This window comes from Proteus mirabilis ATCC 29906 (genome assembly GCF_000160755.1).
GTDB lineage: Bacteria > Pseudomonadota > Gammaproteobacteria > Enterobacterales > Enterobacteriaceae > Proteus > Proteus mirabilis.
In genome coordinates this window covers 452,332-472,773 of the sequence record NZ_GG668576.1, presented here as the reverse complement: position 1 = coordinate 472,773, position 20,442 = coordinate 452,332, and the positions used below count along the sequence as shown (strand labels likewise).

18 protein-coding genes, 2 tRNA genes and 1 pseudogene are annotated in these 20,442 nt (G+C 38.1%); 9 read left to right on the top strand and 12 right to left on the bottom strand.

What is annotated here, in order from left to right; all coding sequences use genetic code 11:
• Positions 1–69: 69 nt before the first annotated feature.
• Entirely contained in the window at positions 70–987 is a 918-nt protein-coding gene (locus HMPREF0693_RS02175) for a L,D-transpeptidase family protein (protein WP_004243156.1), read from the top strand.
• Between the two features lie 104 nt (positions 988–1,091).
• Here the strand turns inward: HMPREF0693_RS02175 and HMPREF0693_RS02170 are convergent, their stop codons facing one another.
• Both HMPREF0693_RS02170 and HMPREF0693_RS02165 read right to left on the bottom strand, forming a co-directional pair.
• Positions 1,092–1,331: an Lpp/OprI family alanine-zipper lipoprotein gene (locus HMPREF0693_RS02170; protein ID WP_004248171.1), complete on the bottom strand. Its 240-nt coding sequence runs from the start codon at positions 1,329–1,331 to the stop codon at positions 1,092–1,094.
• 275 nt (positions 1,332–1,606) lie between these two features.
• Positions 1,607–2,659: a linear amide C-N hydrolase gene (locus HMPREF0693_RS02165; RefSeq protein ID WP_004243152.1), complete on the bottom strand. Its 1,053-nt coding sequence runs from the start codon at positions 2,657–2,659 to the stop codon at positions 1,607–1,609.
• 402 nt (positions 2,660–3,061) lie between these two features.
• On the opposite strand from HMPREF0693_RS02165, the gene gad reads away from it, so the two are divergent.
• Together gad and gadC are read left to right on the top strand one after the other, a co-directional pair.
• The gene (gad, locus tag HMPREF0693_RS02160) at positions 3,062–4,453 is read left to right on the top strand and encodes a glutamate decarboxylase (RefSeq protein WP_004243150.1); all 1,392 of its coding nucleotides are present in this window, start codon (positions 3,062–3,064) and stop codon (positions 4,451–4,453) included.
• Positions 4,454–4,557: 104 nt separating this feature from the next.
• A complete protein-coding gene (gadC, locus tag HMPREF0693_RS02155) occupies positions 4,558–6,111 on the top strand; it encodes a glutamate/gamma-aminobutyrate antiporter (protein WP_004243149.1) in 1,554 nt (517 codons plus the stop codon).
• 114 nt (positions 6,112–6,225) lie between these two features.
• On the opposite strand, the pseudogene pykF reads toward gadC, so the two are convergent.
• From pykF to HMPREF0693_RS02135, 4 genes and pseudogenes are all read right to left on the bottom strand, one after another.
• Positions 6,226–7,639 (bottom strand): annotated as a pseudogene (gene pykF / locus HMPREF0693_RS02150) (pyruvate kinase PykF).
• Between the two features lie 465 nt (positions 7,640–8,104).
• Positions 8,105–8,181: transfer RNA gene (locus HMPREF0693_RS02145), tRNA-Val, on the bottom strand.
• 28 nt (positions 8,182–8,209) lie between these two features.
• Positions 8,210–8,286, bottom strand: a tRNA-Val gene (locus tag HMPREF0693_RS02140).
• A gap of 158 nt (positions 8,287–8,444) precedes the next feature.
• Positions 8,445–9,818, bottom strand: coding sequence for an MATE family efflux transporter (locus HMPREF0693_RS02135; RefSeq protein ID WP_004248167.1), 1,374 nt, complete (start codon positions 9,816–9,818; stop codon positions 8,445–8,447).
• A gap of 303 nt (positions 9,819–10,121) precedes the next feature.
• On the opposite strand from HMPREF0693_RS02135, the gene HMPREF0693_RS02130 reads away from it, so the two are divergent.
• Complete coding sequence (locus HMPREF0693_RS02130) at positions 10,122–10,778, top strand: riboflavin synthase (RefSeq protein ID WP_004243145.1); 657 nt, start codon at positions 10,122–10,124, stop codon at positions 10,776–10,778.
• An 89-nt stretch (positions 10,779–10,867) separates the two neighbouring features.
• On the opposite strand, the gene cfa is transcribed toward HMPREF0693_RS02130, so the two are convergent.
• Together cfa and punC are read right to left on the bottom strand one after the other, a co-directional pair.
• Positions 10,868–12,022 (bottom strand): cyclopropane fatty acyl phospholipid synthase, encoded by a 1,155-nt coding sequence (gene cfa, locus HMPREF0693_RS02125; RefSeq protein WP_004243144.1) that lies wholly within the window; start codon positions 12,020–12,022, stop codon positions 10,868–10,870.
• A 302-nt stretch (positions 12,023–12,324) separates the two neighbouring features.
• Complete coding sequence (gene punC / locus HMPREF0693_RS02120; RefSeq protein WP_004248166.1) at positions 12,325–13,542, bottom strand: purine nucleoside transporter PunC; 1,218 nt, start codon at positions 13,540–13,542, stop codon at positions 12,325–12,327.
• A gap of 119 nt (positions 13,543–13,661) precedes the next feature.
• Here punC and punR point away from each other — a divergent pair, with 119 nt between their 5' ends.
• Positions 13,662–14,564 (top strand): DNA-binding transcriptional activator PunR, encoded by a 903-nt coding sequence (gene punR / locus HMPREF0693_RS02115; protein ID WP_004243142.1) that lies wholly within the window; start codon positions 13,662–13,664, stop codon positions 14,562–14,564.
• A 9-nt stretch (positions 14,565–14,573) separates the two neighbouring features.
• Here the strand turns inward: punR and purR are convergent, their stop codons facing one another.
• On the bottom strand, positions 14,574–15,599 hold the full coding sequence (gene purR, locus HMPREF0693_RS02110) for an HTH-type transcriptional repressor PurR (RefSeq protein WP_004243141.1): 1,026 nt from the start codon (positions 15,597–15,599) through the stop codon (positions 14,574–14,576).
• A 268-nt stretch (positions 15,600–15,867) separates the two neighbouring features.
• Between purR and cydH the strand changes: the two genes are divergently transcribed.
• Positions 15,868–15,951, top strand: coding sequence for a cytochrome bd-I oxidase subunit CydH (gene cydH, locus HMPREF0693_RS19785; RefSeq protein WP_096043109.1), 84 nt, complete (start codon positions 15,868–15,870; stop codon positions 15,949–15,951).
• Positions 15,952–16,085: 134 nt separating this feature from the next.
• On the opposite strand, the gene sodB is transcribed toward cydH, so the two are convergent.
• Both sodB and HMPREF0693_RS02100 read right to left on the bottom strand, forming a co-directional pair.
• Complete coding sequence (sodB, locus tag HMPREF0693_RS02105) at positions 16,086–16,664, bottom strand: superoxide dismutase [Fe] (protein WP_004243139.1); 579 nt, start codon at positions 16,662–16,664, stop codon at positions 16,086–16,088.
• A 239-nt stretch (positions 16,665–16,903) separates the two neighbouring features.
• Positions 16,904–17,719, bottom strand: a complete 816-nt coding sequence (locus HMPREF0693_RS02100; protein ID WP_004243138.1) for a sulfite exporter TauE/SafE family protein — start codon at positions 17,717–17,719, stop codon at positions 16,904–16,906.
• Between the two features lie 296 nt (positions 17,720–18,015).
• On the opposite strand from HMPREF0693_RS02100, the gene HMPREF0693_RS02095 reads away from it, so the two are divergent.
• Positions 18,016–18,351 (top strand): hypothetical protein, encoded by a 336-nt coding sequence (locus HMPREF0693_RS02095; RefSeq protein ID WP_004243137.1) that lies wholly within the window; start codon positions 18,016–18,018, stop codon positions 18,349–18,351.
• A gap of 150 nt (positions 18,352–18,501) precedes the next feature.
• Here HMPREF0693_RS02095 and HMPREF0693_RS02090 read toward each other — a convergent pair whose 3' ends face one another.
• Positions 18,502–19,068, bottom strand: a complete 567-nt coding sequence (locus tag HMPREF0693_RS02090; RefSeq protein WP_004243136.1) for a TetR/AcrR family transcriptional regulator — start codon at positions 19,066–19,068, stop codon at positions 18,502–18,504.
• A gap of 98 nt (positions 19,069–19,166) precedes the next feature.
• Here HMPREF0693_RS02090 and HMPREF0693_RS02085 point away from each other — a divergent pair, with 98 nt between their 5' ends.
• Together HMPREF0693_RS02085 and HMPREF0693_RS02080 are read left to right on the top strand one after the other, a co-directional pair.
• Positions 19,167–19,700 carry a dihydrofolate reductase family protein gene (locus tag HMPREF0693_RS02085; protein WP_036932142.1) on the top strand — a complete coding sequence of 178 codons (534 nt, stop codon included), beginning with the start codon at positions 19,167–19,169 and terminating at the stop codon, positions 19,698–19,700.
• Positions 19,701–20,015: 315 nt separating this feature from the next.
• Entirely contained in the window at positions 20,016–20,354 is a 339-nt protein-coding gene (locus HMPREF0693_RS02080; protein WP_004243134.1) for a Grx4 family monothiol glutaredoxin, read from the top strand.
• Positions 20,355–20,442: the final 88 nt, after the last annotated feature.

Genomic DNA, 20,442 nt, shown 5'->3' with positions numbered 1-20,442 from the left:
AATCATAACGATGAGAATGTTATCATGATAATAGTCAGTTTATTTTATTGCTAACACACGGGATCAACAATGAAGAAATGGTTAACCTTATTGGGTGCATCGCTGTTAGGGATGAGCAGTCACTTAACTTATGCACATGAATACCTGCTACCTACGGATGGTTCACGTATCATTGGGGAAAATGTTTCTTACACCGTTCCTGATGATAAACGTTCTTTAGAAACGATCGCTGCACAATATCAAGTGGGTTTGCTAAATATGATGGAAGCCAACCCAGGTATTGATCCTCTATTACCCGAAGCGGGCAAAACACTACAAATTCCCTTACAGATGATCTTACCTGATACCGTGCGTAAAGGTATTGTCATTAATCTGGCAGAATTGCGCCTTTATTACTATCCCAAAGAAGGGGGAACCGTTGATGTCTATCCTATCGGTATTGGCCAATTAGGGCGGGAAACGCCTGAAATGGTGACATCTGTTTCTCAATTGATTAAAGATCCGACTTGGACGCCGACAGCCAATATTCGTAAAAATTATGCGGCTAAGGGGATCACGTTACCGGCAGTGGTACCAGCAGGGCCAGATAATCCAATGGGGGCATATGCGTTAAGATTAGCGCACAGTCGTGGTGAATATCTTATTCATGGTACTAATGCCGATTTTGGTATTGGCTTAAGAGTGAGTTCTGGCTGTATTAGATTACGTCCTGATGATATTGAAACACTGTTTAATGTGGTACCCAAAGGCAGTCGGGTTCAAGTGATCAATAAACCGATTAAATTTACTGAGACTGCAGATGGTAAGCAATTTATTGAAGTGCACCAACCACTCTCACAAAATGAAGATGACGATCCCCAGACGATGCCCCTAACGTTTACTAAACAATTTACGGCTTGGTATGAAAGTGGCAAAGTGGATAAAGCAAAAGTGGATGCAGAAATTATTCGTCGTTCAGGTATACCGGTCGATGTAACCGCATATTGATGATTGATATTCAGTAATGAAAAAAAGCAGATACTTCATAGGTATCTGCTTTTTATTATTAATTAAAGCTGACTTAACGTTTTTCAGCTTACTAGTCAGTCAAATTATTTTTTATAAGTAGTTACTTGGTTATCTAGACGCTGATTAGCACGAGCTGCTTCATCATAAGCGGCTTTTGCTTGAGCGTTAGCTGATTGAACATCACTACTTAGTTGTTGAACTTGCGTATTTAAACGGTTTACATCAGAAGAGATTTGGTCTAATTGTGCGTTGTTGCTAGAAGAACAACCTGCTAATAGGCCTGAAGCCAGAATTACCGCACCTAGTACAATTTTTGCTTTCATTGTGACAACCTCTATTATTAGTTTGTTTAAAGGAACAAGTAGCATTTTGTATGAAGCCACTAGTAAGTATGGCACAGTTATAAGAAAATACAGAATTTATTTATAACTAGCTATAACTACTTACTCTTTATATGACAATATGAAAAATAACCTACAACAAGCAAATAACCAGTATAAAAAATGCGTGTTATTTCACAAAAGATTTTTATTCGTAAAAGTCTGATATAAAAAATTTTTCTCCGTGCTAAACTAATCTAGTTTCCATCTAAAGCATTTTACAATGCCTCTTCCAAATTGACCTTAATAAAAACCGCGCTACTTTCATTTTTAAATGACTCAAGTGTGAACTTTTGAAAGTTTAAGTTGTTGTAGCCTCTGAAGAAAAAGATCCCCCGTTCTAAATCAGTTAGCGCCGTCCAGACAGAAAATTCACTAGTATGAAGTTTAGTTAGCGTATCATTACCTAATAGTGGATCAATGGTTGCATCTTTAGGGCGATCGAAGCGATTCATGATATGGGCAAGCTCAATAAGCTGTTTATCAGGATCAGAAACTTTGTGGTAATAGGTTGAATAATAAACTGCACGAATAAATCTATCTACAGAAGTATCTGAGCTAGGTAATGTTGCTAATGCAATACCACTATCAGGTTGGTTGATTTTAATACGACCTAATGTGCTACTGGAAACGTTGATATTAGAAAGATGAGTGTAGTTGTTTAAATTAGTTAAATGCCACGGGAAAATAGGGCTATTGGTCATGCAATAGGTAGGATTATCATAAATATGTAATTTACCATCAGAGACTTCGACAACAATACAATCACCGGTTTTATCATAAAATGCGTAATGGAAAGGGCTTGGTAAGTTACGTAACAATAATAGCTTTTGTGACCAAAAATGGGTTTGGGGGATAATCTCTTTTAACTCTTTAACCGTCGCATATTGTCCTAATGCCCACTCACCAATAGCAGCAATAGGAACAGAGCTTGCGTAATATTGGGGATCGAGATCATCTAACTTAGAGTTAGGTAGCATATTTAAGCTAAAAGAGAGTCCCTGACTATTTACACCTTCAAGTACATCTTTGGTACCCGATAAGTTAATAGGAGCGGTAATAGCCATAAAAGGATATTTAACGCTGTACTTTAATCCGGGGGTTCCATCAGGGGCATTTTGCTGAAAAGTATGACCTTGTGGATAATAAGCTAAGATAGACGTTGGCTCATCAGAAGAAAACTCCATTGTCCGACCATGATAAACACGTTTTTTCTTGTCAGTAATCGCAAGTGTTGTGCAAGCGAAGGGGTGTCGGTTATTTTCTATCATTTTTTTTGTTCCTTATTAAATCAAATCTAAATTAAATAATTATTAATTTTAAAACTTAGATTTAAAATTTCATTTACATTTATATTTTAAATTAAGTGTTATTACTTAATGATATAAAGGTTATTTCTCATAATTCAAGTTTTATTATAGTACAAATATTTTATTCTAAATGTACATAAATAAATTAACATAAAAGCAAGTGGAATATTATTAATATCATTTAAAATCAATGAGTTGTTATTTTTTATAGAGTGTTAAAGCTGATTTGATAAATATACTCTCGTTGTTTTCATAAAATATAAAAAATTTTTCATTACTGGAATTATTAGACTATCTTTTAAAGTAGGTATTTAAAATCATTTAGTCACTAATGTAATAATAATTAGTAAAGGTAATTTCAAGATGAATAAAAAAACGCCAAGTTATAGTTCACTCGATGATGTTTATGCATCGGTTGATTTATCACAATCCTTACCGAAAACACATTTTCCGCAACAAGAGAGCCATCCTCGTCATGTTTTTGATGCTGTAAGGGATGAGCTGATGCTAGATGGCAATTCAAGACAAAATCTGGCCACATTTTGTCAAACCTGGGTAGATGATGAGATCCGTGATTTGATGAATTTATCTATCGATAAGAACATGATAGATAAAGATGAATATCCACAAACGGCAGAAATTGAAAACCGTTGTGTTCATATGCTTGCTGATTTATGGCACTCACCCGATCCACTCAATACCCTAGGTTGTTCAACCATTGGCTCCTCTGAAGCGGCAATGCTGGGGGGACTTGCATTAAAATGGCAATGGCGTAAAAAACGTCTTGCTGCTGGAAAAGCGACAGATAAACCTAATCTTATTTGTGGGCCAGTTCAAGTCTGTTGGCATAAATTTGCCCGTTATTTTGACGTTGAACTCAGAGAGATCCCGCTTGAAGGTGATCGTTTGATGATGAGTCCAGAAGAGGTCATTAAACGTGTTGATGAAAATACTATCGGTGTAGTGCCAACATTAGGAGTGACCTTCACCTGTACTTATGAGCCAGTAAAAGCGGTACATGATGCACTCGATCAACTACAAAAAGAGACCGGACTTGATATTCCTATTCATGTCGATGGTGCGAGTGGTGGCTTTTTAGCGCCTTTCTGTGCACCTGATTTAGAATGGGATTTCCGTTTACCGCGTGTTAAATCCATTAACTCATCAGGCCATAAGTTTGGTTTAGCGCCATTGGGCTCTGGTTGGGTAGTATGGCGTGAAGCTAAAGACTTACCGGAAGAGCTTATTTTTAATGTGAACTACCTTGGCGGTAATATGCCAACCTTTGCGCTTAATTTCTCACGTCCCGGTGGGCAAATTATTGCTCAATACTATAATTTCTTGCGTCTTGGTAGAGAAGGGTATGCGAAGATCCACAATGCCTGTTATCACACCGCGCAATACCTTGCTCGAGAAATTGAAAAGCTAGGGCCTTTTGAAATGATCTTCAGTGGTGATAGTCAAAAAGGAATACCTGCATTAGCGTGGAAACTGAAAAAAGAGGCTAAGGTAAGCTACTCCTTATATGACATCGCTGATAAATTGCGTAGCCGTGGCTGGCAAGTACCTGCTTATTCTATGCCTGCTGATCGCCAAGATTTAGTTATTCAACGTATTCTTGTTCGTCATGGTGTGAGTTTAGATTTGGCGACATTACTGATAGAAGATATGAAACGTACTCTCGATTATTTCGAAAAACATCCTGTCAGCACACCTTTATCTGAAGAGGACGGCGGTGGTTTTAACCACAGCTAAACAGGCTCTTTTATTTGGTAATAGGTTGGAGAAATGGACTCTTTTTCTCCAGCCTTGATTATCTGCACACCATTATTTCATTGTATACACGTAGGAGAATGAGCATGGCGACATCTGCAACAAGTTCTGCCTCAAAACAGCTCACGTTATTAGGTTTTTTTGCCATAACTGCATCCATGGTGATGGCGGTCTATGAGTATCCAACTTTTGCAACTTCCGGCTTTAGTCTAGTCTTTTTCTTATTACTAGGCGGTTTGTTGTGGTTTATTCCTGTTGCATTATGTGCAGCTGAAATGGCAACCGTTGAAGGATGGCAAGAAGGGGGCGTATTTGCTTGGGTATCTAATACGCTAGGGGAGCGCTGGGGATTTGCGGCGATCTCTTTTGGTTATTTACAAATAGCGATTGGTTTTATTCCAATGCTTTATTTCGTATTAGGGGCATTATCTTATATTCTTGATTGGCCTGAGTTAAATACCGATCCGCTCACCAAAACGATTGCCGCATTAGTGATTTTATGGGGATTAGCTTTAACTCAATTTGGCGGAACTAAATACACGGCTACTATTGCTAAATTAGGTTTCTTCGCAGGGATATTATTACCGGCAATTATTTTAGTGCTTTTAGCTATTAGTTATCTGGTCAGTGGTGCGCCTTTAGCAATAGAAATCAGCAGCAAAACCTTTTTCCCTGATTTTACTCAGATTGGTACTTTAGTGGTTTTTGTGGCCTTTATTTTAAGCTATATGGGCGTTGAAGCCTCAGCCACTCACGTCAACGAAATGAAAAATCCGGGCCGTGATTATCCACTTGCCATGTTTTTATTAATGATTGTGGCAATATGCTTAAGCTCTATTGGCGGTTTATCTGTTGCTGCAGTGATCCCTCATAACGAAATCAACTTATCTGCGGGTGTGGTTGAAACCTTTAGTGTTTTAGTCAGCCATTTTAGTACCGGATTAGTTTGGGCGGTTAAAATTATTGCTGCACTATTATTGCTTGGCGTCTTGGCTGAAATTGCATCGTGGATCGTAGGGCCTTCACGGGGAATGTTTGTGGCCGCACAACAAGGTATTCTTCCGCCAACACTGGCTAAAGTAAATAAAAATGGTGTACCGGTAGCTTTAGTGATCACTCAGCTAATTATTACTACTATTGCTATAGTGGTACTGACTAACACCGGTGGTGGGGGCAATATGTCATTTCTTATTGCTTTAGCGCTGACGGTGGTGATTTATCTATGTAGCTACTTCATGCTGTTTATTGGCTATATGCATTTGGTTTGCAAGCAAGCAGATAAGAAACGTGCATTTAATATTCCCGGTGGTAAAGGTGTTAAATTATTAGTGGCCGTTGTCGGTCTGATTGTGTCTATTTTAGCTTTTGTTGTTTCATTCTTCCCGCCTAGCTCTTTACCGGGTGGCAGTAGTGATACAACGTATGTTTCATTGCTAGTGGTGAGTTTTATTATTATTTTTGCTTTACCTTTTATTATTTATGCGTGCTCTCGCAAAGGTAATAAAACCAATGTATCGATGATCCACATTAAGAGTCATAATGCACCGAAAGGACACTTTTTTATCCATCCTCGTGCTCGTTCAACGCATTATTTAGTGCCAATAGATAAAACAGATCATGATAGTCAGCAACAGAAATAATCTCTTTGGCAGTAGGTCAAAGTGATGTTTTTTATAAAAAAGTAGCGATAAAAAAGCCATCCGTTAAAACGGATGGCTTAAATTTTTTAATTACAAATTAGCTATAATCGAGTATTACAGAACGTGTACTGATGAAGTATTTGTCGTTCCACTATCAACCAGTGCACCTGTAACCATAACAACACGATCACCTGCATGGGCTAAGCCACTTGATAATGCTGCATCTTTACCGATACGGTAGAAGTCATCAGTAGAAGCAATTTTATTAACTAATTGTGTTGTCACACCTTTTACTAACAGTAATTGGCGTGCGGTCTCTTCATTATTTGTTAATGCTAAGATAGGCGCTGTTGGGAAATATTTACGGATAGAGCGCGCTGATTTACCGCCATAAGTTGCTACAACGATAAGAGGAGCATCTAATTTCTCAGCCATTTCTACAGCACCACGACAAACAGCTTCTGTTACACGTAATTTAGCACCTAATTGGTAAGACTCTAAACGTGATTTCATGATGCGATCAGTACGATCACAGATAGTCGCCATAATAGTCACAGCTTCTACTGGATATTTACCTTTCGCACTTTCACCGGATAGCATAACAGCATCAGTACCATCTAAAATAGCATTGGCAACGTCACCTGCTTCTGCACGAGTAGGGCGTGGATTTTTGATCATGGAATCTAACATCTGTGTTGCAGTGATAACCACTTTACGCGCAGCGTTACATTTTTCGATCATCATTTTTTGTTGCGAAGATAACTTCTTCAACAGGGATCTCAACACCTAAGTCACCACGTGCAACCATGATACCGTCAGAAGCTTCTAAAATTTCGTCAAAGTTATTTAAACCTTCTTGGTTTTCAATTTTAGAGATGATCATGATGTTTTCGCCACCGTGTGCTTTTAAGTGAGCACGCATCTCTTCAACATCTGAACGTTTACGAATAAAAGAAGCAGCAACAAAGTCAACGCCTTGTTCGCAACCAAAGATAAGATCTTGTTTATCTTTTTCTGCTAATGCCGGTAAGCCGATAGAAACACCTGGTAAGTTAACGCCTTTATTTTCGCCTAAATCACCGTTGTTGAGTACTTCACATACCACTTCAGTATCAGTGACTTTAATGACTTTCATACCGATAAGGCCGTCATCGACTAATACGGTATTGCCGACAGTTAAGTCTCTTGCGAAACCGTCATAAGTGACCGCAACGCGATCTTTATTACCAACAACAGAAGTATCTGTTGTAAAGGTAAAAGTCTGACCTGCAACTAAAGAGACATCGTTACCACCTTCTAATTTAATGGTGCGGATCTCAGGTCCTTTAGTATCTAATAAAATGGCTGCTTTTTTGCCTGTTTTTGCGCAGACATTACGCAGATTTTTGATACGGTTGCCATGCTCTTCATAGTCACCGTGAGAGAAGTTTAGACGCATTACGTTCATGCCTGCGTCCAGTAATTGAGTCAGTTTTTCTTCAGATTCGGTTTTTGGCCCGATGGTGCAAACAATTTTTGTCTTTTTCATGGCAGTCTATTAATGATTCTATTGTAATGGATGAATAAGGATTAATGTTGTTGGGTTATATCAATCATCTTAACAGTGCGAAACACGATAAGTGCATTCATTTCTAGCTAATAAGTTGCGCAACATGTGAGTGGCTCCAACAACATGATAAAAATTTTGTCACTATTTTGTATAAAAGATTGCTAGACATCTTACATTATAGTCTATCATGATTCATTTGTTCTGTTTTCTAAAGATGCCTGTAAATCAATACGCTGAAACCTTTCAACAAAATTATGTTTTGTATTATAGAGGTTAATTTCCATGAAGAAAATCGAAAAAAGGTAAATTTAAGTGATGTGATCAAAATAGGGCTCTGATTGCTTGTTTTTTAAGCGTTTTGTTGCGCAATTAAATTTTGCGTAATTATTTTGTTGTGGTGTAGGGGAGGTAACACGAAATATAACAAGAATTAAGAAAGAGAAATGGTGCGTCCAAGTGGACTCGAACCACCGACCCCCACCATGTCAAGGTGGTGCTCTAACCAACTGAGCTATGGACGCACTGTATTGAAATGTTGTTCAGAGTAAATGGTGCGTCCAAGTGGACTCGAACCACCGACCCCCACCATGTCAAGGTGGTGCTCTAACCAACTGAGCTATGGACGCATTCTTTATTCTGGGTGACAACGGAGACGAATATTAGCGAGATGATTTGCTTCTGGCAAGAGGAAAAACACAAATTTGTATTCAACTGCTCGTATTTAAAGCTATTTGTTGATATTTGTGTCATTCCTTTGCCAAAAAATAATGCTTTAATGGAAGTATTAACGCTCCGAGCGTAATAAGACAACCTCATCAGATTGACGCTGGATCCACCAAATACGTGTTCCCATCATAATTGCAGAAGCGGTTAAACCTAAAATAAAACCAATCCAGAACCCCGCAGGCCCCATTGCTTCAACAATATAATCCGTTCGTCCCAAGAGATATCCGGAAGGCAAACCAATTACCCAATAAGCGATAAAGGTAATAAAAAAGATAGAGCGAGTATCTTTATAACCCCGTAATACCCCTGAACCAATAACCTGTACGGAATCTGACAACTGATAAAGTGCGGCGAATAACATAAGATGAGAGGCTAATGTCACCACTTCAATATTATCGTTATACATTAAAGCAATTTTTTCTCTAAAAATAATAGAGAAAATAGCGGTACAACTTGCCAGCATTAATCCGACAGCAAGGGCTGTAATGGCTGAAGTACGAGCTTGCTCTGTAGAACGTTGCCCAAGGTTATAACCCACACGAATTGTTGCAGCTATTCCCAAGGAAAGAGGGAACATAAACATTAATGAGCTAAAATTAAGGGCTATCTGGTGACTTGCAACAGCCGTTACACCTAATGGTGAAACTAATAATGCCACAACAGCAAACAGTGTTACTTCAAAAAATAGTGCTAGCCCTACAGGTAACCCTAACAATGTAATACGTTTTATTGTGTGGAATTCAGGTAACACTAGGCGTTTTTTGGGCATAACATCCCGTTGTGTTGGTGCTCGACGCACATAGTAGCGCATCATTAAGAACATCGCCCAAAAAACAGAGGCGGTTGCCACACCACAACCAATCCCACCTAATTGTGGGGCACCAAATTTACCGTAAATAAAGGCGTAGTTAACAGGAATGTTAATTAATAATCCAATAAAGCCGATGATCATGCCTGGTTTTGTTTTTGATAATCCCTCACATTGGCTTCTCAGCACTTGATAATAGAGACAACCAGGAGCCCCCCACATAATGGCATGAATAAATCCAATGGCTTTTTCTGCAAGCTCAGGCTCGATATCATGTTGCGCTTCAATAATAAAACGGCTGTTATAAAGAATGGCAATGACCATGATGGATAAAAAAGTGGCAAGCCAAAAACCTTGCTGTGTACGATTAGCAATATGCTTTCGTTGTCCTGAACCATTTAATTGTGCAACGATGGGGGTCAATGCCATTAATATACCTTGACCTAATAAAATCGTTGGCAACCAAATCGACGTACCTACAGCAACCGCAGACATTTCTGTGGCATTGACAGCACCTGCCATCACGGTATCAACTACTCCCATAGCAGTTTGGGAGAATTGAGCGATGATAACAGGGATACCAAGAGCAAGTAAGCTACGCGCTTCTTTTATATACTTCTGCACGCATACACCTTTATTCATTATAATAAGACGGAAGGGAGGAAAGAACGTCACATGTTAATATGGCGTAAAATAATCCTTAAGCAAACATATTCTAATGATAAATGTTTAATTATCAATGAAAGATATGACGTTTTTCAACCACAGAATTTTGATAAGTAAATAAGTGGTTTTACGTTATATTTGATGGCAAACATCATAAGGGGAGAAGGCAATAATGATCCCTTTGTGTAATATCACTTATGTTATCCTGATTACACTAAATTAATTAAGATAAACTCGCTTATCAGTCCAAGGAGATGTGAGATGTTTACAGGTATTGTTCAGGGAAAAGGACGTGTTATTGCCATTGAAGATAAAGGTGATTTCCGTACCCATATCATTGAATTACCTTCCGAGTTAGTCAATAACTTAGAAACAGGAGCTTCGATCGCTAACAATGGTTGTTGCCTAACCGTCACAAAAATCGATGGCAATAAAATTAGTTTCGATTTAGTGAAAGAGACGCTGCGCTTAACTAATTTGGGCGAGTTAACGGTTGGTTCAGAAGTTAATATTGAACGAGCGGCCAAATATGGCGATGAAATTGGTGGTCATGTGATGTCTGGTCATATTGTCACTACGGCTGAAATTGCGAAAATTATTACTTCAGAAAATAACTTACAGATCTGGTTTCGTATTTTTGATCAGACATTGATGAAGTATATTTTGCATAAAGGTTTTATTGGCATTGATGGTATTAGTTTAACTATTGGTGATGTGGTTAATAATCGTTTCTGTGTCCATCTGATCCCTGAGACTCGCGATAGAACGACGTTAGGTCGTAAGCGTTTGGGGGATAAAGTTAATATTGAGTTAGATCCACAAACTCAGGCGATTGTTGATACCGTAGAGCGTGTTATGGCGCAACAAGCATTAACGGTTAAGCTTCAAGCAACACACGAAGAAGAAAACGAAAAATAATATAGTCTGTTATCAGACGACTAGAATTAAAAAATCCCGTTTTTCAGTCTATGGAAAACGGGATTTTTACCTCTATTGATAGCTAAAAATCAGCGAGGTGTGCGTAATCCACCTATTCTACCTTTCGGGCTTAACATAATTTGCCATAACTGAATATCTCTGGCGCGGAAAGCACCCGCACAAGCATTCAAGTAGTAGCTAAACATGCGTTTAAAACGAGGTGTATAGTTAGATTCAATTTCAGGCCAGCTAGCTAAAAAACGCTCATACCATGCCATTAAGGTTTTGTCATAATCGGCACCAAAATTATGCCAATCTTCCATAACAAATTTATTTTCCATTGCCTCAGCGGTTTTTTGAATAGACGGCAAACAACCGTTAGGGAAAATATATTTACTTATCCAACTATCGACATTAACTTTATTGTGATTAGAACCAATGGTATGTAATAAAAATAGTCCATCTTCTTTGATATTACGACGAGCGACATCAAAGTAAGTGGCATAGTTTTTCGGGCCAACATGCTCGAACATACCAACAGAAACGATACGGTCGAACTGCTCGTTTAAGTCACGGTAATCTTCTAAGATGATATTGACATCAAGACCTTTACAGCGCTCTTGTGCTAATTTCTGTTGTTCAACTGAGATGGTCACCCCTGTAACAGAAACGCCATAGTTTTTGGCAGCATAAGCAGCAAGACCACCCCAGCCACAGCCAATATCGAGCAATGTCATACCTGGTTTTAGCTCTAACTTACGGCAAATAAGGTCGAGTTTGTGCTGTTGAGCAACTTCTAAGCTATCCGCATCCTTCCAATATCCACAGGAATATTGCATATAAGGATCTAACATTGCGGTAAAGAGGTCGTTACCTAAATCGTAATGCTCTTTACCCACCATCCACGCTCTTTTTTGTGTTTGTAAATTAAAAATGCGTGCCATGGCTATTTTTAAAATATCGCGCCAGTTACTTGGCAATTTATTTTCAAGACCTGCTCGTAAAACTTTATGAAAGAATATATCAAGACGTTCGCAGTCCCACCAACCATCCATATAGCTTTCACCGAGACCTAATGAGCCTTGTTGTAATACTCTTTTATAAAAATCTTTATTATGCACTTGGATATCATAAGGTTCAGAACCATTGATATGAATGTCTGCTTGAGCGAGCAGCTCTGATGCGATCCGTTGATAAGGATCATTGGAGGTCTTTCGGCCTTCTTCTACACAAGATGTACTCATATACTCTCCGGCGTAAACTAAGCGGGTTTTGAGGCATGAAGCAAGAAAGGATAATGCAGATTGGTAGAGTTAAAACAATATTGAATTCAACACAGATTGAATGAATAAAATTATTAAGAGAACTAATCTGACATAATCAGCAAATTATCTGTTTAATGCCTCAAAATCCGAAAGAAAAATGAATAAAACGCTTAAGCGTTTGAACAAGTATAGAGATGTAAATAGGTTTTCTCTAGAAAATAAAAAGGCCATTTTATATAAATGGCCTTTTTTAAGAATTTTCCTAAAAGCAGGGTGTGGCGTTATTCTGTCGCCTGAACTGTGTGTTTGCTAACGGATTTATTACGTTGAATAAAGTAACCCAGCGCCATTGGAATAGCCGTGAGTGCCATAATCGCTGTGGTATTAATTAATGGCTGTTGGCTAATAAAGGCTGAGACAATAAAGCTTGCTAAACTACATAGACCTAATTGTAGCGCATTTTGCAATGCGGCGGCTTTACCACTCACTTCAGGGTAGGCTGATAGCGCATTAGAGACGGCAATAGGATAAGAAGCACCGTTCATCACAGCCATAATACAAAATGGAATTAAAATTGTTGTTAATGTTGGGTGTGTATATTTGGCGACTAAGAACAACGCTGTCATGCTCACTGCGTAGCCAATTAACAATAAAGGTAACAGTGTCTTACCCGACATCTTTGATAATAGAATGCGACAACCATAACCACCTACCATAAATGCGATGGTTTGTGGAATATAGCTTAAGCCGATATCTTGTGGTGAATAACCCATCTTCTCAAGGATAATTGGAGAGCCTGCTAACCAAGCAAAGAAACCCGCACTACAGGACGCGTAAACTAATACGTTACCGGCATAGATAGGTGACTTAAGCAAAGTTAAAAATGATACTGTAGATGGGCCTGCATCAATAACTGATTTTTGTTTAATATTTTTTAGCATCAATGTGGGTAGCATTAATACAAGAGTAATTGCCATCAGCAACATAAAGATCATGCGCCAGCCACCGTGGTTTAACAGAAAAGCACCAATGAGTGGCGCTAAGGCTGGGGAAAGGGCGACCAATGGCATAATTGATGCGAAAACGTGTTGAGCGCGAGACTCATCAAAACGGTCTATCACTAGTGCTTGCCAAATAACGGCTGCAGAGCAGACGCCAAAGGCTTGTAAGAAGCGCATGGTTAGTAAACCGGCAGCACTGTCTACCCAAAGCATACCTAGACAACCTAGGGAGAAGAAACTTAGCCCAATAAGTAAAATAGGCTTACGCCCCAATTTGTCTGAGAGTGGCCCCCAAAGTAGTTGAGCGACAGCAAAGCCAAATAGAAAGATACTTAAGCTGTTACTGACGGCGCCTTCACTGATTGATAATTCGCGTTGCATCATACCAAATGCAGGCAGATACATATCGATAGCTAAATAGCCCAGCATACTAAGGCAGGCGAGATACACCATAAAGAGAGAAGGTGTTTTTGATTGTGTGGAATTCTTTAAAGTCATTTTAATTTTCTATGTTATGTGATGTAAAACATTTTATATATTGTAGCTAAGAGTGATTTTACTTGTGAAACGGGAATATTTGGTTAATGCTGTGAAAAAAATTCAAAGGAATAAATATTATGTGGTCAGAATACTCGCTAGAGGTCGTTGATGCTGTCGCTAGAACGGGGAGTTTTAGCTCAGCCGCTCAAGAATTGCACAGAGTACCCTCCGCGGTGAGTTACACCGTGAGACAATTAGAAGAATGGCTTGCCGTTCCTTTGTTTGAACGCCGGCATCGTGATGTTGAATTAACCGATGCGGGTAAGATCTTTATTAAAGAAGCCCGTTCTGTTATCAAAAAAATGAATGACACTCGCCATATGTGCCAGCAAGTCTCAAATGGCTGGCGGGGGCAGTTTAGCATTGCCGTGGATGGTATTGTCAAACCGGCTAGAACACAGCAACTTATTCTGGACTTTTATCGCCATTTTCCTGATATCGAACTCTATGTTTATCCTGAAGTTTTTAACGGTGTCTGGGATTCACTAGTGAACGGGCGTGTTGATTTGGCTATTGGTGCCACCAGAGCTTCACCTATTGGTGAACGTTATAGTTTTAAAGATATGGGCTTTATGCCGTGGCGATGTGTGTGTCATGCTGATCATCCTCTTGCAAGCGCGGCACATCCTTTAACCGATGATGAGTTACGGCCTTATCCTAGTTTATGTTTAGAAGATACCTCACGTAGTTTACCAAAACGAGATACTTGGGCATTAAATAACCAGCGCCGAATGATAGTACCTTCATGGGATATGGGGCTTGAGTGTTTATTAGCAGGATTATGTGTTGGTATGGTGCCTTGGCACCGAGCAGAGCCATTAATCGAACAAGGTAAGTTGGTTACCCTTACCTTAGCACAACCCTTGCCAGACAGTCCGTGCTGTCTAACATGGGTTGATAAAAGCGAATCGCCGGCATTAACTTGGCTATTAGATTATCTAGGCGATAGCCAAACCTTAAATGAGGAATGGCTTCGTTAATGAAGGGGATCAGCGGCGATAATCAATAAATGGACCATCGGCAACAGAGCGACGTTCTACTAGGCGCGGGTGTACTTCGATAGTTTGTGCATCCTCGCGTTTATTCACAATACGGTCGAGTAACATGGAAAAAGCCATTTGTCCTAAACGCTCTTTCGGCTGGTGAACCGTGGTTAAAGCTGGTGTGAAATAGCGTGCATTACGGATATTGTCGTAGCCGACAATGGAAATATCGGCAGGAACACGTAGTCCTAACTCATCAGCTGCACATATTGCCCCCATCGCCATAACATCACCGCCACAAAATACGGCAGTAGGGCGTTGCTTTTGATTGAGCATTTGGGTCATGGCTTTGTAACCAGATTCAGGTTCAAAGTCACCTTGTACAATCCACTCTTCTTTTACCGTAATTTTCGCTTCTTCCATGGCTTTTAAAAAGCCCTGTAAACGACCGCCTCCGGTATTTCGCTCTAGAGGGCCGGGGATAATACCAATATCACGATGACCTCGCTCAATAAGATAACGACCGGCTATATAGCCACCATGGAATGCGTTATCAATAATGGTATCAGTAAAGTCACCGCGGGCTTTTCCCCAGTCCATGACGACCATCGGAATATTACGATAACCTTCTAAGAGAGAAAGAAGATGATCGGGATATTCTGAACACATGACTAATAAACCATCAACACGTTTTTGTGCCAACATAGCTAAATAAGCTTTTTGTTTATCAAGATTATTATGTGAATTACATAAAATTAGCGTGTAGCCTTTGCTATAACAACTATTTTCAACAGCTTCAATCACTTCAGCAAAGTAAGGTGCTTCACTGGACGTGGCTAATAAACCAATAGATTTAGTGTGATTGACTTTTAAACTACGTGCGACAGCACTCGGCGAATAATTTAATTCTTTTATCGCAGCCCAAACTGCCGCTCTTGTGTTCTCAGCAACAAAACGAGTTTTGTTGATCACATGAGAAACAGTCGTGGTTGATACGCCTGCGCGTTTTGCCACGTCTTTTATTGTTGCCATGGTGTGGAAAACTCCTGACCTTCATTGGTCTCTTTTAATTCATTTTATGGTTTAACTGCCAGTATAGTCATATATAGGGCAAACACTGGCAATAATTTAGCGATTAGCTGTGAATTTTGTATGATCTAGCTCAAAAGTGAAAGTATTAATCAATGTTATAAATTGTGCTCTAGTCGCTATTTTAGCAAAACTTGATATGTAATAATAATTAACCATGACAAGATTATGGTTTAATCTGAGTATTATAATCATTTTGAGGGAGAAATAGATGGATACGGATCTGAAATTTGGTTTAAGTACCGCAGTAGCAGCACTGGTTATGATCGTAATATATGCAAGTTTATTGTTTTGATTGTTAATTGCTAATTATTTGCTTAAATTTTAGCTATCCAAAGTGAGCAATCAAATATATCAATATAACAAAGGGCACTAGGCCCTTTGTTATTAGATTATCAAAAATGGTTTTCCCATCTCTGAAACAGTCAATTAAGCAAGATTTGCTTCAACAAATGACCAGTTAACCAGTGCCCAGAACTCTTCTAAGTATTTCACACGTGCATTACGATAGTCGATGTAGTAAGCGTGCTCCCAGACGTCAACAGTTAACAGTGGTTTATCTTCGCCAGAAACAGGTGTTGCAGCGTTAGATGTATTAACAATGGCTAATGAGCCATCTGCTTTTTTCACTAACCAAGTCCAACCTGAACCAAAGTTTTTTGCAGCTGCATCATTAAATTGTTTTTTGAACTCTTCAAAAGAGCCAAACGCTTTATTGATTGCTTCTGCAATTTTACCTGTTGGTGCACCGCCTGCGTTTGGTGCTAAGCAATTCCAGTAGAATGTATGGTTCCAAACTTGAGCGGCATTATTGAAAATACCACCTTCAGTAGTTTTGATGAGCTCTTCTAAAGATTTATTTTCTAAATCAGTACCTTTAACCAAGTTATTTAAGTTGGTTACGTAAGTTTGGTGGTGTTTGCCGTAGTGGTATTCTAATGTTTCTTTAGAGATATGTGGCTCAAGAGCATCTAACGCATAAGGTAATTTTGGTAATTCGAAAGACATTGCGTACTCCTTTATCCTATCATTTTCGGGTTTTGTGCCTTAAACCATTTCATCTAATTCAACTGAATTGATAAAATGAGGCAAATGAACTCACTAAGTTGTTACTATTTTGCTAATTATTTTAACAAAAATTCATTGAAATAACAGCTAAATATCTTTTATCTATTAGTATAGAACATATAGATTAGTTATATTGATAAGAGTATCTCTCACTAAGATAGAGGTAAAGTGTTAAAACACTATCCCAATATCAGGGTATATAACATTTTAGTCATGACGATTAATAAGAATAGGGCAAATATTTGGCGTACTCTGGCAATAGGTAGTTTATAGGCAACTTTTACGCCGATAGGGGCTGTAAGTATACTGGTAATACTAATACCAATAAAAGCAGGTAGATAGACAAAGCCTAAATAATAGTCTGCTAATTCAGTTTGTTGCCAACCATAAACGATCCCCATAACAGTCCCAATAGTGGCGATAATCACACCCAGCATTGATGATGTTGCAATACATTTACGGGTATTAAACCCCCAGTGGCTTAATAGCGGTATTGTTATGGTGCCACCCGCTATACCAATAAAACTTGAAATAAAACCCACTAAGCTACCACCGGTTGTCAGTGCTGGTTTTGAAACCACCGGATCTTGGGCATTCTCAACACGTTCAGCTTCTTTTTTCTTGGTCAGTAATCCATATATGGTATAGGCCATAAAAATACAAAAGATAATTTGCAATAGGGTATTTGAGAGTTTTTGTACTAGGAATGTCCCAACTAGCATACCGAGAAGAGTGCCTACGGCGAGGAGCGGAAATTGTGACCATAAAATCGCTTTATGTTTATTATGCGAATAAGCAGAAGAGGCGGTAGAAAATATAATGACAGAAAAAGAGGTTGAGAGGGCGATTTTCATTACCATATCTGCAGGGATAGCTTGTTGGCTAACAACATACATCACAATAGGAACAATAATGGCTCCACCACCAATTCCTAACAATCCGGCAAAAAATCCAGTTATACATCCCACAATCAGAAACAGTAAAATCATTTCCATTACTAAATACTCATAAGTTTAAATATGCGAGTTTTGACGAGTCCATGATAATGGCAGATCCCTATTAGAAATAACATCTCATTTTTATATATATAAATAATTAGTTAATTTTACTTATTGTTTTATCTCTGTTGAATAAAAGCAAAACAAAAGATAGGTACGTTAATTTATTGAATATATAAATAATTTATATATATATCACAGAGCGTGAGCAGGATATTTATCAGAATGTTTAATTATGATCTATAATTTAAATTGAACTAATGATTGATGTTTATTCATAAAAAGGAGTATTTATGACTGCTAAAATTGATCCAAAAGCATTTTTTGACTTACCCTTTGAGAATGGTAAAGAAATTACGGATAAAGAATTAAAAGCCGCTTATGATGCAGGGCACACTTTTATTCATATTGATTTAAGTGATGCGCATTTCTCACCACAAATTACCTTGTTCAATGGTAATGAATTAGATCGTATTCGCGGTGGTGTAATTCGTATTGATAATAACTCAACGAAATCTACTTTAGTTGCTGAAGGGCCAAGTAAAAAACCAGAGCAATTAAAAGCCGGTTATTATTATCACGCTTCAGGTACTACAGGTTGGGATATTATTGTTAAGCCTATTAAATAACGAAATTTATCAATATCCAATTTAACGAGATATTGATATTGACGTTGAAAATTTGTGTGATCAGGGACATCAGATATCCGTCGACTAAAACATTATCTGCTGTCCTTTACTGTAATCATTGCGCTATATGTGAATATTGGCATCTTGTCGTTACATTTTGGCCATTCCTAATGAATGACAGATTAGCTTTAATGGACCATACATCATTTCATTTTTAATAATACCTTTGTCTGGATTACAACTGATTGAAATAGTAAAACCGTGCAAATAATCAGCGATTAAATTTAGGCTATCTTCTTCGACTTTTTTAGGAAGAGCTAAAGGCGAGATGATAATTTTATATCGTTTGGCAAATATTTGAGCAGGACCTTGTAATGACATAGTCAGTATAATATTCAGTAATCCTTTGTATTTACATAATATTTCAACGTAACTGATACATAAATATTTTAATTCTTCTTTCCAATCAGAATATGCTTGAGGAATATAGATCTCTTCTGTAAGTGACGTAGCTAGTGTCTCTAGCAGTGAATTTTTATTTTTGAAGTAGTGGTAGATTGCCATGGGATCTACATTTAATTGTGTTGCTAACGATCGGATACTAGGCACTTTTCCGTCGTTTTGCATCAAAATCTTGGCTTTGTTTAAAATAGCATCAGCGCTTAGCTGTGAATGTGCTCTTGCGGGTCTTCCTCGTTTTTTTTCATTGACATTCATCTAATAACTCCAATAAGCTTACAATAATTCTATGCTGTAGAATTATTGTAAGTAATAGTTTGGATTTATTCAATTACAAAGAATTTGATGAGATATTTATGGCAAATATTGTATTTATTGCAACTAGCTTAGATGGTTATATTGCAGATAGGCAAGGCAAGCTCGATTGGTTATATTCAATACAAAATCTAGATAATATTGATACAGGTTTTATCACTTTAATGGAGAAAATTGATGCGTTAGTTATGGGACGTAATACGCTAGACACGATACTGAGTTTTAATTGTGATTGGCCTTACACAAAGCCCGTGTTTGTACTGAGTAATTCTATGACAACTGTTCCAAATGGTTATAACGGAAAAGTATTTTTAGTTAAAGGTGAATTGCAAGATATTATTACCGAATTGAATGCTAAGGGATTTAATGAACTTTATATTGATGGCGGTGTGACAGTTCAAAGTTTTCTAAATGAAGATTTAATAGATCAAATGATTATCACCCGCTTTCCGATCTTACTTGGCGGTGGAACACCTTTATTTGGCGAACTAAAACAGCCATTAAATTTCAAGGTGATTAAAAATGAAGTATTACTAGAAAATCTAGTCCAAACCACTTATTTACGTGATAAATAATATTTATTCCTTCTAGGAAATAGTGTTGTGCTTTTATGCGTTTATTTAGGTGTTTTTTATGGGGGCACTTCACATTGAGCGAGGGTTTACGGCGTTTTTCGCTAAGCCAACATTAATCTTATTTAATTTGTTCCCAGATCGTCATGCCTTGTCGTATGTTTTCTCATCAATTATAGGGTGATTTATCCGTAATTTATTGATTTAGATACATAACTAAACTTATATAGAGCTTTCTTATATAAAGTGGTATTCTTCTTTCATGTTTTCCTCAATATAAAACATACTGAATATAAAAAGGTTGTAAGGACTTAATAAATGACGACTATCGAAAAAATTGAACGCCAAATCAAAGAAAATCCCATCCTGTTATACATGAAAGGATCACCAAAATTACCAAGCTGTGGATTTTCTGCACAAGCCGTTCAAGCGATTTCTGCTTGTGGTGAGCGTTTTGCTTATGTCGATATTTTGCAAAACCCTGATATTCGTGCAGAGCTACCAAAATATGCTCATTGGCCAACTTTCCCACAATTATGGGTGGATGGCGAATTAGTCGGTGGTTGTGACATTATCTTAGAAATGTATCAGCGCGGTGAATTGCAGAAGTTATTAAAAGAGACTGCAGATAAATACCGTGGTGAAGAAGAAGCATAATCCCCATTGCGTTTTTCACCATGATTTAAATTGACCGTAATTAAAAAAAGAGGCCAGTACATTATTTGCACTGGCTTCTTTTTTGTCG

Excerpts from the sequence above, each read along its gene's own strand:
- HMPREF0693_RS02080 (WP_004243134.1), top strand. The coding sequence starts at position 20,016 with ATGACGACTATCGAAAAAATTGAACGCCAAATCAAAGAAAATCCCATC.
- cydH (WP_096043109.1), top strand. The coding sequence starts at position 15,868 with ATGGATACGGATCTGAAATTTGGTTTAAGTACCGCAGTAGCAGCACTG.
- HMPREF0693_RS02175 (WP_004243156.1), top strand. The coding sequence starts at position 70 with ATGAAGAAATGGTTAACCTTATTGGGTGCATCGCTGTTAGGGATGAGC.
- HMPREF0693_RS02095 (WP_004243137.1), top strand. The coding sequence starts at position 18,016 with ATGACTGCTAAAATTGATCCAAAAGCATTTTTTGACTTACCCTTTGAG.
- sodB (WP_004243139.1), bottom strand. The coding sequence starts at position 16,664 with ATGTCTTTCGAATTACCAAAATTACCTTATGCGTTAGATGCTCTTGAG.
- HMPREF0693_RS02100 (WP_004243138.1), bottom strand. The coding sequence starts at position 17,719 with ATGGAAATGATTTTACTGTTTCTGATTGTGGGATGTATAACTGGATTT.
- HMPREF0693_RS02085 (WP_036932142.1), top strand. The coding sequence starts at position 19,167 with ATGGCAAATATTGTATTTATTGCAACTAGCTTAGATGGTTATATTGCA.
- HMPREF0693_RS02130 (WP_004243145.1), top strand. The coding sequence starts at position 10,122 with ATGTTTACAGGTATTGTTCAGGGAAAAGGACGTGTTATTGCCATTGAA.
- cfa (WP_004243144.1), bottom strand. The coding sequence starts at position 12,022 with ATGAGTACATCTTGTGTAGAAGAAGGCCGAAAGACCTCCAATGATCCT.
- purR (WP_004243141.1), bottom strand. The coding sequence starts at position 15,599 with ATGGCAACAATAAAAGACGTGGCAAAACGCGCAGGCGTATCAACCACG.
- HMPREF0693_RS02170 (WP_004248171.1), bottom strand. The coding sequence starts at position 1,331 with ATGAAAGCAAAAATTGTACTAGGTGCGGTAATTCTGGCTTCAGGCCTA.
- HMPREF0693_RS02165 (WP_004243152.1), bottom strand. The coding sequence starts at position 2,659 with ATGATAGAAAATAACCGACACCCCTTCGCTTGCACAACACTTGCGATT.
- HMPREF0693_RS02090 (WP_004243136.1), bottom strand. The coding sequence starts at position 19,068 with ATGAATGTCAATGAAAAAAAACGAGGAAGACCCGCAAGAGCACATTCA.
- punC (WP_004248166.1), bottom strand. The coding sequence starts at position 13,542 with ATGACTTTAAAGAATTCCACACAATCAAAAACACCTTCTCTCTTTATG.
- punR (WP_004243142.1), top strand. The coding sequence starts at position 13,662 with ATGTGGTCAGAATACTCGCTAGAGGTCGTTGATGCTGTCGCTAGAACG.
- gad (WP_004243150.1), top strand. The coding sequence starts at position 3,062 with ATGAATAAAAAAACGCCAAGTTATAGTTCACTCGATGATGTTTATGCA.
- gadC (WP_004243149.1), top strand. The coding sequence starts at position 4,558 with ATGGCGACATCTGCAACAAGTTCTGCCTCAAAACAGCTCACGTTATTA.